1 protein-coding gene is annotated in these 12,185 nt (G+C 69.2%); it reads right to left on the minus strand.

Going from position 1 to position 12,185, the window contains the following annotated elements; genetic code table 11:
- Positions 1 to 11,673 (minus strand): calcium-binding protein (locus HNQ01_RS21830; RefSeq protein ID WP_173807631.1); only part of this gene is annotated, 11,673 nt, incomplete at its 3' end.
- Between the last annotated feature and the right edge of the window lie 512 nt (positions 11,674 to 12,185).

A 12,185-nucleotide genomic window follows, 5' to 3' on the forward strand; every position in this document is an offset into this window, starting at 1 on the left:
GGTGTACGAGACCGCCGACCGGATCAGGTCGGTGCCTTCGCCCGCGTTCTCGGTCACCACGTCGCCGGTCGCGTCGACGACATAGACATCGTCGCCTGCGCCGCCGACCAGCGTGTCGTTGCCCGTGCCGCCATCGAGCGTGTTGGCACCCGTGTTGCCGGTGAGCAGGTTGGCCAGCTCGTTGCCGGTGGCGTTGATCGCGCCGGTGCCGGCGAGCGTCAGGTTCTCGACGTTGGCCGCGGCCGTGTACGAGACCGAGGCCAGGATCAGGTCGGTGCCTTCGCCGGCGTTCTCCGTCACCACGTCGCCGGCCGCGTCGACGACGTAGGTGTCGTCGCCCGTGCCGCCGATCAGCGTGTCGTTCCCGGCGCCGCCGTCGAGCGTGTTGGCGCCCGTGTTGCCGGTGAGCACGTTGGCGAGCGTGTTGCCGGTCGCGCTGAGGGCGCCGGTGCCGGTGAGCGTCAGGTTCTCGACGTTGGCCGACGCGGTGTAGGAGACCGAGGACTGGATCAGGTCGGTGCCTTCGCCGGCGTTCTCCGTCACCACGTCGCCGGCCGCGTCGACGACATAGGTGTCGTCGCCGGCGCCGCCGATCAGCGTGTCGCTGCCGGAGCCGCCGTCGAGCATGTTGGCGCCTGTGTTGCCGGTGAGCACGTTGGCGAGCGTGTTGCCGGCCGCGCTGAGGGCGTCGGTGCCGGTGAGGGTCAGGTTCTCGACGTTGGCCGCGGCGGTGTAGGAGACCGAGGACTGGATCAGGTCGGTGCCTTCGCCGGCGTTCTCGGTGACCACGTCACCCGCGGCATCGACGACATAGACGTCGTCGCCGCCGCCGCCGATCAGCGTGTCGCTGCCGGCGCCGCCGTCGAGCGTGTTGGCGCCCGTGTTGCCGGTCAGCACGTTGGCCAGCTCGTTGCCGGTGGCATTGATCGCGGTGCTGCCGGTGAGGGTCAGATTCTCGACGTTGGCCGACGCGGTATAGGAGACGCCGGCCAGGATCAGGTCGGTGCCTTCGCCGGCGTTCTCGGTGACCACGTCGCCGGCCGCGTCGACGACGTAGGTGTCATCGCCGGCGCCGCCGATCAGCGTGTCGCTGCCGGTGCCGCCGTCGAGCGTGTTGGCGCCCGTGTTGCCGGTCAGCACGTTGGCCAGCTCGTTGCCGGTGAGGCCGAGATTGCCCGTGCCGGTGAGGGTCAGGTTCTCGACGCTGGCCGACGCGGTGTAGGAGACGCTCGCCAGGATCAGGTCGGTGCCTTCACCGGCGTTCTCCGTCACCACGTCGCCGGTCGCGTCGACGACATAGGTGTCGTCGCCCGCGCCGCCGATCAGCGTGTCGTTGCCGGCGCCGCCGTCGAGCGTGTTGGCGGCTGCGTTGCCGGTCAGCACGTTGGCCAGCTCGTTGCCGGTGGCGCTGATCGCGCCGGTGCCGGTGAGCGTCAGGTTCTCGACGTTGGCCGCGGCGGTGTAGGAGACGCCGGCCTGGATCAGGTCGGTGCCTTCGCCCGCGTTCTCCGTCACCACGTCGCCCGCGGCGTCGATGACATAGACGTCGCCGCCGGCGCCGCCGACCAGCGTGTCGTTGCCGGCGCCGCCGTCGAGCGTGTTGGCGCCCGAGTTGCCGGTCAGCACGTTGGCCAGCTCGTTGCCGGTGGCGCTGATTCCACCGGTGCCGGTGAGCGTCAGGTTCTCGACGTTGGCCGACGCGGTATAGGAGACGCCGGCCAGGATCAGGTCGGTGCCTTCGCCGGCGTTCTCGGTGACCACGTCACCCGCGGCATCGACGACATAGACGTCGTCGCCGGCGCCGCCGATCAGCGTGTCGCTGCCGGCGCCGCCGTCGAGCGTGTTGGCGGCCGAGTTGCCGGTCAGCACGTTGGCCAGGGCGTTGCCGGTGGCGTTGATCGCGCCGGTGCCGGTGAGGGTCAGGTTCTCGACGTTGGCCGACGCGGTGTAGGAGACACCGGCCTGGATCAGGTCGGTGCCTTCACCCGCGTTCTCGGTCACCATGTCGCCGCTGGAGCCGACCACGAAGGTGTCGTTGCCGCTGCCGCCGATCATCGTGTCGTTGCCCGCGCCGCCGTCGAGCGTGTCGTTGCCGGCGCCGCCGCTGAGCGTGTTGGCGGCCGTGTTGCCGGTGAGCAGGTTGGCCAGCGTGTTGCCGGTGGCGTTGATCGCGCCGGTGCCGGTGAGCGTCAGGTTCTCGACGTTGGCCGACGCGGTGTACGAGACGCTGGCCTGGATCAGGTCGGTGCCTTCGCTGGCGTTCTCGGTGATCACGTCGCCGGCCGCGTCGACGACATAGGTGTCGTTGCCCGCACCGCCGGCCATCGTGTCGCTGCCGGCGCCGCCGTTGAGCGTGTTGGCGGCCGTGTTGCCGGTCAGCACGTTGGCCAGGGCGTTGCCGGTGGCGCTGATCGCGCCGGTGCCGGTGAGGGTCAGGTTCTCGACGTTGGCCGACGCGGTGTACGAGACCGCCGACCGGATCAGGTCGGTGCCGCCGCCCGCGCTCTCGGTCACCACGTCGCCGGCCGCGTCGACGACGTAGATGTCGTCGCCCGCACCGCCGATCAGCGTGTCGCTGCCGGCGCCGCCGTCGAGCAGGTTGGCCGAGGCGTTGCCGGTGATGCGGTTGGCCAGCGTGTTGCCGGTGCCGTTGATGGGCAGGTCACGGACCGGGACGATGTCGACGGTCAGGTTCTCGATGCCCCAGGACTCGTTGTCGCCACCTTCCCAGCCGGCGCCGCCGGCCTGGAGCTGCAGCGTCAGCGAGGAGCCGGTGTGCGCGATCTGCAGCTGCGTCACGCTGTTCATGTCGAACGCGGTGTCGCCGTAGACCCAGAAGCCCCGGTTCTCGCCGTTGCCCAGCGCCGTGCCGGCGGTCCTGGCGGTGCCGCCGGCGTTGTTGGCCGACAGCTCCAGCACCACCTGGCCGTCGAGGCTGATGCGCAGCCAGTCCGGATGCTCGATGCCGTCCCAGGAGTCGAGGAAGGCGAGCAGGAAACCGACGTCGATCGCGGTGTGGGCCGGCAGGTTGTCCAGCGTCAGCGTCGTCACGCCGGCGGGGTTGCCGCTGGTGGTGTTGCGCAGGAAGCTGCCAGCGAAGCCCAGGTCGGCCAGGCCCTGCACGCCCTCGGTCGTCCAGATGCCGGCATGACCGGCCACCACCGCCCCGGCGGTGGTCTCGTTGCCGTCGAAGTCGTTGCCGTAGACCCGCAGCATCTGCGGCGGATCGGTCAGCGTCAGGTTCTCGACGTTGGCCGCCAGCGTGTGCGAGACGGAGGACAGCACCTGGTCGGTGCCGGCACCGGCGGTCTCGACGATGACGTCGCCGGCCGAGTCGACCACGTAGGTGTCGTCGCCGGCACCGCCCGACATCGTGTCGGCGCCGCCACCGCCGTCCAGGCGGTTGGCCGCCGCGTTGCCGGCGAGCTGGTTGGCGCCGCTGTTGCCCAGGCCGTCGATCGCGGCCGTGCCGGTGAGCTGCAGGTTCTCGAGCGTGCGGCCGAGCGTGTAGCTGATCGAGGACTGGACCAGATCGGTGCCCTCGTTGATGTTCTCGGTGACCACGTCGCCGACCGCGTCGACGACATAGGTGTCGTCGCCGGTGCCCCCGACCAGCGTGTCGCTGCCGGCGCCGCCATCGAGCGTGTCGTTGCCGGCCAGGCCGGCGAGCCGGTTGTCGCCGCCATTGCCGGTGAGCGCGTTGGCCAGTTCGTTGCCGGTGCCCGACAGCGCCTCGGTGCCCGTCAGCGTCAGGTTCTCCACCTGCGCCGACAGCGTCCAGTCCAGCGAGGCGCGGACCAGATCGGTGCCCTCGAGGGCGAACTCGCGCACCAGATCGCCAGCCGAGTCGACGACATAGGTGTCGTTGCCCAGGCCGCCGGCCATCAGGTCGCCGCCTTCGCCGCCGTCGAGCACGTTGGCCGCGGCATTGCCGAACAGGCGGTTGTCGAGCGTGTTGCCGGTCGCGTTGATGGCGGCCGTGCCGGTCAGCACCAGGTTCTCCACCTCGGCAGGCAGCGTCAGCGTGACCGAGGAGCGGATCACGTCGGTGCCTTCACCGGCGTTCTCGACGACCGTGTCGCCGCTGCTGTCGACCACGAACACGTCGTCGCCGGCGCCACCGGTCAGCGTGTCGTTGCCGGCGCCGCCGTTGAGGCTGTCGGTGCCGTCCGTGCCGGTCAGCGCATCGGCCGCGCTGGTGCCGATGCGCGGCGTGGCCTCGAGCATGGCCTGCAGCGTCACCCAGTCCCAGGAGGTGCCGTCGGCGAAGCGCACCAGCTGCAGCGGATTCCAGCCGTTGGCCGGCGTGCCCTCGGCATCGAAGAGGTTGAAGGTGATCGAGTCGGACGTGCCGGTGATCGAGAACTCGATCGCCGAGCCGCTCTCCCAGGCTCCGTCGACCCGGCGCACCGTCACGTCCGCCGCCGCGACGCCGGTCTTGAACATCAGGGTGTTCAGCCGGTTCCAGGCCGGATCATGGGCGTATTCGCCATGCACCCGGTCGCGGCCGTCGCCGCGGCCGAAAAGGTAGACGTCGTTGCCGGGATGGCTCACCAGCTGGTCGTCGCCGGTGCCGCCGTCGAGCGTGTCGTCGCCCTCGTCGTCCTGCAGCCAGTCGTCGCCGTTGCCGCCCTGCAGCAGGTCGTCGCCCCGGCCGCCGTAGAGGCCGTCGTCGCCGTTGCCGCCCGACAGCGAGTCGTTGCCGTCATCGCCGTACAGCGAGTCGTTGCCGCCGTCGCCCTGCAGCACGTCGCTGCCGGCCGCGCCGTCGAGCGAGTCGTTGCCGCTGCCCCCGGCGAGCGTGTCGCTGCCGGTCGTGGCACGGATGGAGTCGTTGCCGTCGCCGGTGGTCAGCGCCATGCGGGTCAGCGTGGCCAGATCCCAGGTGGTGCCGTCGTCGAAGACGATCTGCTGCAGCGCGTTCCAGCCGTTGGCGGTGGAGTCCTCGGCGAGGAAGGCGCGGAAGGTGATCGAGTCGCCGGTGTCGTTGATCGTCAGGCGCAGGCCGCGGTTGCCGATCCACCAGTTGTCGCTCACCAGGCTGAGGCTGACGTCCGCGGTGCCGACGCCGGGCTTCAGGCGCAGCGTGTTGAGCTTGTCGGACGCCGGATCGTGGTTGTAGATCGGGTCGACCCAGTCCTGGCCGTCGCCACGGCCGAACAGGTAGGTGTCGTTGCCGGCCTGGCTGGTCAGCGTGTCGTTGCCGGCACCGCCGTCGAGCGTGTCGCTGCCATTGCCGTCCTCGAGCCAGTCGTTGCCGGCGCCGCCGAGCAGCCGGTCGTCGCCGTCGCCACCGTACAGCGAGTCGTTGCCGGCGCCACCCTGCAGCATGTCGTTGCCGCCCACGCCGTCGAGCCAGTCGTTGCCGCCCCCCCCGTCGAGCGTGTCATTGCCGGTCGTGGCGCGCAGCACGTCGTTGCCGTCGCCGGTGGTCAGCGCCATGCGGGTCAGCGTGGCCAGGTCCCAGGTGGTGCCGTCGTCGAAGACGATCTGCTGCAGCGCGTTCCAGCCGTTGGCGGTGGAGTCCTCGGCGAGGAAGGCGCGGAAGGTGATCGAGTCGCCGGTGTCGTTGATCGTCAGGCGCAGGCCGCGGTTGCCGCCCCACCAGTTGTCGCTCACCAGGCTGAGGCTGACGTCCGCGGTGCCGACGCCGGGCTTCAGGCGCAGCGTGTTGAGCTTGTCGGGCGCCGGATCGTGGTTGTAGTTGGAGTCGACCCAGTCCTGGCCGTCGCCGCGGCCGAACAGGTAGGTGTCGTTGCCGGCCTGGCTGGTCAGCGTGTCGTTGCCGGCACCGCCGTCGAGCGTGTCGCTGCCGTTGCCGTCGTCGAGCCAGTCGTTGCCGGCGCCGCCGAGCAGCCGGTCGTCGCCGTTGTCGCCGTAGAGGCGATCGTCGCCGTCGCCGCCCTGCAGCGAGTCGTTGCCGGCCGCGCCGTCGAGCGAGTCGTTGCCGCTGCTCCCGGCGAGCGTGTCGCTGCCGGTCGTGGCGCGGATGGAGTCGTTGCCGTCGCCGGTGGTCAGCGCCATGCGGGTCAGCGTGGCCAGATCCCAGGTGGTGCCGTCGTCGAAGACGATCTGCTGCAGCGCGTTCCAGCCGTTGGCGGTGGAGTCCTCGGCGAGGAAGGCGCGGAAGGTGATCGAGTCGCCGGTGTCGTTGATCGTCAGGCGCAGGCCGCGGTTGCCGCCCCACCAGTTGTCGCTCACCAGGCTGAGGCTGACGTCCGCAGTGCCGACGCCGGGCTTCAGGCGCAGCGTGTTGAGCTTGTCGGGCGCCGGATCGTGGTTGTAGTTGGAGTCGACCCAGTCCTGGCCGTCGCCGCGGCCGAACAGGTAGGTGTCGTTGCCGGGATGGCTGGTGAGCCTGTCATCACCGGCGCCGCCGTCGAGCGTGTCGTTGCCGTTGCCGTCCTCGAGCCAGTCGTTGCCGGCACCGCCGAGCAGGCGGTCGTCCCCGTCGCCACCGTACAGCGTGTCGTCGCCGGCGCCACCGTCGAGCAGGTCATCCTGGTTCAGGCCATGGAGCGTGTCCTGGCCGTCGCCGCCCAGCAGGGTGTCGCTGCCGTCGTTGCCGTAGGCCAGATCGTTGCCGCCGCCGCCGCCGAGCCGGTCGTTCTGCGCGCTGCCGACCAGCGTGTCCTGGCCTGCCCCCCCGTCGATGCTGAGTGCGCCGTCGACGGCGATCAGGCTGTCGTTGCCGTCGGTCGGCGTCAGCACCAGTGCGGCGATCTGCGCCAGACCGAGCTCGGTGCCGTCGGCGAAGCGCAGCCGCTGCAGGCCGTTGTACGGATTGGTGGTGCTGTTGTCGTAGAAGAAGTTGGCGATGCCGATGCCGTCCGACGTGTCGCGGATCGCCAGCCCCAGCGTGTTGCCGTCGCGCCAGGCGGCCAGGTCGGTCAGGCTGATGCCCGCCTTGAACTGGAGGGTGTTGAGCTTGCCGGGGTTGCCGTCATGACCGCTGTCGAGCCAGTCCTGGCCGTCGCCGCGGCCGAACAGGTAGGTGTTGTTGCCGGTGCCCCCCTGGAGCAGGTCGTCGCCGGCACCGCCGTCGAGCGTGTCGTCGCCGGCTTCGCCTTCGAGCATGTCATTGCCGCCGCCACCGAACAGCAGGTCGGCGCCATCGCGGCCGAACAGCCGGTCCGGGGCATGGCCGGCATCGATCGTGTCGCTGCCTGTCGTGCCGACCATCGTCTCGAAGGTCGCCGTGCCGGTCATCGCGCGCTGCACCAGATCGGCTAGGTTCCAGACCGTGCCGTCGGCGAACTCGACGCGCTGCAGCGGATTCCAGACATTGCCGGGATCGTCGGCCCAGAAGAAGTTGTTGATGTACAGGCGGTCCTCGGTGCCGGCGATGCTCAGCCGCAGCGTGCTGCCGAGGCGCTGCACCATGATGTCGGCGGGCGTGACGCCCTGCAGCTGCAGCACGTCCATCCGGCCGGCACTGTCGTCCCAGCTGGAGTCGAGGGTGTCCTGGCCGCCGCCGCGGCCGAAGCGGTAGGTGTCGTTGCCGGCGCCCCCGTTGAGCCAGTCGTCGTTGGCGCCGCCGTCGAGCGTGTCGTCGCCGGCATCGCCGAACAGGGCATCACGGTGATCGCCCCCTTCGAGCAGGTCGTTGCCTGCACCGCCGTTCAGCACATCGCCTGCGCCGCCGCCGCGCAGCGTGTCGTTGCCGTTGTCGCCGGAGAGCGTGTCCTCGCCCAGCCCGGCCTCGAGCAGGTCATCGCTGTCGTCGCCCGTGAGCGTGTCGTTCAGGTCGGTGCCGGTGATCGTGTCCGCGGCGGGCGAGCCGTAGTTGCTGATGCCCCGGTTCATGCCTGTCACCTGCGCGCTGATGTCCGACAGGTTCCAGACCGTGCCGTCGGCGAACTCGAAGCGGCGGATCTCGTTGTAGGGGTTGTCCGGCGTGCCGCTCCAGAAGAAGTCCTGGATGCGCAGCTTGTCGGCGGTGCCGTTGATCATGACGACCAGCGTGTTGCCTTCCTGCCACAGCAGCGTCAGATCGCTGGTCGTGATGCCGGGGCCGAGCCGCAGCACGCCATTCTTGTCGCTGCGCGGGTCGTAGGCGGAAGCCAGCCAGTCGATGCCGTCGCCTCGGCCGAAGGTGTAGACATCGTCGCCCCAGTTGCCGGCCAGATGGTCGTCGCCGCTGCCGCCGTCGAGGGTGTCGTTGCCCCAGTCGCCGATCAGCGTGTCGTTGCCGCTGCCGCCCTGCAGCAGGTTGCTGTCGCCGTTGGAGCCGGCATCCAGGCTGTCATTGCCGTCGCCGCCGATCAGCGTGTCGCTGCCGGCCTCGCCGATCAGCGTGTCGTTGCCGCTGCCGCCGTCGATCTGGTCGTTTCCGCCCAGGCCGTTGAGCCAGTCGTCGCCGGCGGCGCCGCTGATCGTGTCGGCCAGCGTGTGCATGCCGATCAGTCCGTCCGCGGCCACAATGCCGAGCACGCTCTGGCGCTGGATGGCCTCAGGGCTGTCCCAGACCGTGCCGTCGGCGAACTCGATGCGCTGCAGCGGGTTGTGGTCGTTGCCCGTATCCTCGCTCCAGAAGAAGTTCTCGACGGTCAGCTGGTCCGAGCTGTCGGCAAGGTACAGCACCAGTTCGTTGCCGTTGCGCCGCGCGATCACGTCGGCGGCGCTGATGCCTTCCTTGAAGCGCAGCGTGTTCTGGCCTGAAGTTCTGTTCCACCAGTCCGACGTGATTCGGTCGTGGCCGTCGCCTCGGCCGAACAGGTAGAGATCGTTGCCGCCGCTTCCATAGATCGTGTCGTTGCCGGCGCCACCGTCGAGCGTGTCGTCGCCTTCTCCGCCGTCGAGCTGGTCATTGCCGCTGCCGCCCGACAGGCTGTCGTTGCCGTTCTCCCCCCACAGCGAGTCGTTGCCGCTGCCGCCCGACAGGCTGTCGTTGCCGTTCTCTCCCCACAGCGAGTCGTTGCCGCTGCCGCCCTCCAGGGTGTCCTGACCCTCGTTGCCCCAGAGCGAGTCGTTGCCCGCCAGGCCGCTGATGGCGTTGTCGCCCACCGTGCCGACGATGGCTTCCGTGGCGGCGCTGCCCTGCAGCGCCCGGTTCACGATCTCGTCCAGGGCCCAGATCGTGCCGTCGGCGAAGACGATCTGCTGCACCGGGTTGGGGTTCCACCACCCGGGCCGCACGCTGTTTCCCGGATCGTTCCAGGCGAAGAACGCGTTGATGGTGATCTGGTCGCTGCCGCCGCCGATGGCCACCAGCAGCTGGTCGCCGGCGCGGCTCAGCTTCAGCTCGTCCGGCCGCACGCCCGGCTTCATTTCCAGCGTGTTGAAGCCCGCCGCGCTGCTGTCGCCGTAGCCGTTGATGATGTCCTGGCCGTCGCCCCGGCCGAAGCGGTAGGTGTTGTTGCCGCCTTCGCCGCGCAGCGTGTCGTTGCCGGCGCCGCCATCGAGCGTGTCGTTGCCGTTCCAGCCGTAGAGCACGTCGTCGCCGGCCTCGCCGACGACAAGGTCGTCGCCATCGTTGCCGTAGACGGTGTCGTTGCCGTCACCGGCATGGATGGTGTCGCTGCCCGGCACGCCGGTGATCGTTTCCGACGCCGCCGAGCCGACCATCGGCTGAGCCAGAAGGGTCGCGACGTCCCAGGTGGTGCCGTCGGCGAAGCGGACCTGCCGCACCGTGTTCCACGGGTTGTTCTGCGGGTCTTCCCAGCTGTAGAAACCGTTGATCTGGACACTGTCGCCACTGCCGGCCAGGGTCAGGATCAGATCGCTGTCGCGGCGCCGCAGCTGCACGTCCGACGGCGCGATGCCGGCCTTGAATTCCAGAGTGCTGTTCGTGAACCAGCCACCGATGACGTCATGGCCATCGCTTATACCGAAGCGGATCACGTTGTCCAGGCTGGAACTCAAATACAGCGTGTCGTTGCCGGCGCCGCCTTCCAGCGTCGAGGCTTGTCCCCCCTCCTGGATCAGCTGGTCGTCGCCATCGCCCCCCAGCAGCACGTTGCTGCCTGCGTGTCCGTGGAGCGTGTCGTTGCCGCTGCCCCCCTGCAGCGTGTCGTTGCCATCGCCGCCGAGCAGCAGGTCCTGTCCGTCCTGGCCCTCGAGCAGGTCATCGCCGCCTGCGCCCCAGAGGGTGTCATTGCCGCCGCCGCCGGCCAGCGTGTCGGCCGCGTTCGAGCCATGCAGCGAATCGGCCTGGGGCGTGCCGACGCGCGCCATCGCGGTGAGCGTGTCCCGGTCCCAGATCGTGCCATCGCTGAAGGTGACCTGAGCGATCGGGTTGTAGCCGTTGGCAGGGTCGTCACCCCACAGGAAGCCGTCGACGGTCACGCGGTCGGTGCTGCCGATCAGGCTGAGCACCAGGCGGCCGTCGACGACCTGCATCTGGACGTCGGACGGGGCGATGCCGTCCTTGAACGCGAGGGTGCCGCCGGTGTACCAGCCGGTATTGATCCAGTCCTGGCCGTCACCGCGACCGAAGCGATAGACATTGCTGTTCCAGTCGCCCTGCAGCACGTCGTTGCCGCTGCCGCCGTCGAGCGTGTCGTTGCCGTTACTGCCGTACAGCGAGTCGTCGCCGCTGCCGCCGAGCAGCAGATCGTCGCCGTCGTCGCCGACCAGCACGTCGTTGCCGCTGCCGCCGTCGAGCGTGTCGTTGCCCAGGCCGCCGTAGAGCGTGTCGTTGCCGGCCAGGCCGCTGATCGACTCGTCGCCCGCCAGACCGCGGCCGAAGTCGTTGCCGCTGCCCAGCACCAGCGCGCGCTGGTTCAGCGCGGCCACGTCCCAGATCGTGCCGTCGGCGAAGCGCACCTGCTGCACGCCGTTGTAGCCGTTCGACGGCGAGTCGTTCCAGAAGAAGTCGCTGATCCGGACCTGGTCGGGCGTGTTCTGGATCTTCAGCACCAGGGCGCTGCCGTCGCGCCAGACGGCGATGTCCGAGGCCGCGATGCCGCTGGCGAACTCGAGCGTGCCGAGCTTGTCGGCACTGCTGTCCCAGTCGTTGTTGATGGTGTCCTGGCCGCTGCCGCGGCCGAAGCGGAAGACGTTGCTGCCGCTGCCGCCCTGCAGGAAGTCGTTGCCGCTGCCGCCGTCGAGCGTGTCGTTGCCTTCACCGCCGAAGAGCGCATCGTCCTGCGCGCCGCCCAGCAGCAGGTCATGGCCGCCGCGCCCTTCGAGCGTGTCGTTGCCGATGCCGCCCGACAGCGTGTCGTCGCCGCGCAGGCCGGTCAGCGCATCGGCCTCGGCGGTGGAACCCATCGCCAGCGTGGTCAGCTGCGCCTGGCTCCAGATGCTGCCGTCGGCGAAGCGAAGCTGCTGCGCGGCGCTGTACTCGTTGTCGGTGCGATCGTCCCAGAAGAAGTCTTCGATCGTCAGCCGGTCCGACGTGCCCTCGATCGTCAGCACCAGCGCATTGCCGACACGGCGCACCGACAGGTCTGCCGCCACGATGCCGCTGCGCAGCTGAACGGTGTTCATGCGTCCCGGTGTCGGATCCCAGTTGCTGCCGATCGTGTCGCGTCCGTCGCCGCGGCCGAACAGGTAGGTGTTGTTGCCGGAACCCCCGTTCAGCAGGTCGTTGCCCAGACCGCCGTCGAGCGTGTCGTTGCCCTCGTTGCCGCGCAGCGTGTCGTTGCCCTGGAATCCGAGAATGCTGTCGGCCGAACCCGTGCCATCGAGATTGTCGTTTCCATTGGTGCCGTTGATCGTGGTCGCCATCGAATTTCCCCGAGTGAATATGATTTGCGGGAAAAGGCGAACCGGACCCTCGCCAGGCCATGAAAATCATGGAGCGATGGATATATTTTTCATGAAGGGCGGCAGGATGGAATGAAAATGGATCGCTGCCCGGAGAATCCGCCATTCAGGTGGTCTGTCTTTTCCCGTACCGACGATTTTGCGTGATTCGTCGCGGCCTGAGCTTTTGCCGACCCCCTTGGTCGTGGGGGAGGGGGCTCAAGTTTCTTTGCAAAGGAGAATCGGGCCGGGGCATTGTTGCCGATATGAAAACTTCCCGGCTCTCATCCCCGCGGCCATTGCTGACCGCGGGGGAAAGAGATCCGTTCAGTTCCAGGCGGCGGCGATGACCGGGGCGAGTGCGGTCAGCAGGTTCTGGGGCAGGGAGGTCTGCCCGGCGGCCGGAGCGGAGAAGGCGGCCATGGCGTTGACCAGGGCGTCGACATCGGCGGCGAGCAGGGTCTGGCCGTCGCTGGTGCGCATCTGCTCGATCT

This window comes from Sphaerotilus uruguayifluvii (assembly GCF_013294065.1).
Lineage (GTDB): Bacteria > Pseudomonadota > Gammaproteobacteria > Burkholderiales > Burkholderiaceae_C > Sphaerotilus > Sphaerotilus uruguayifluvii.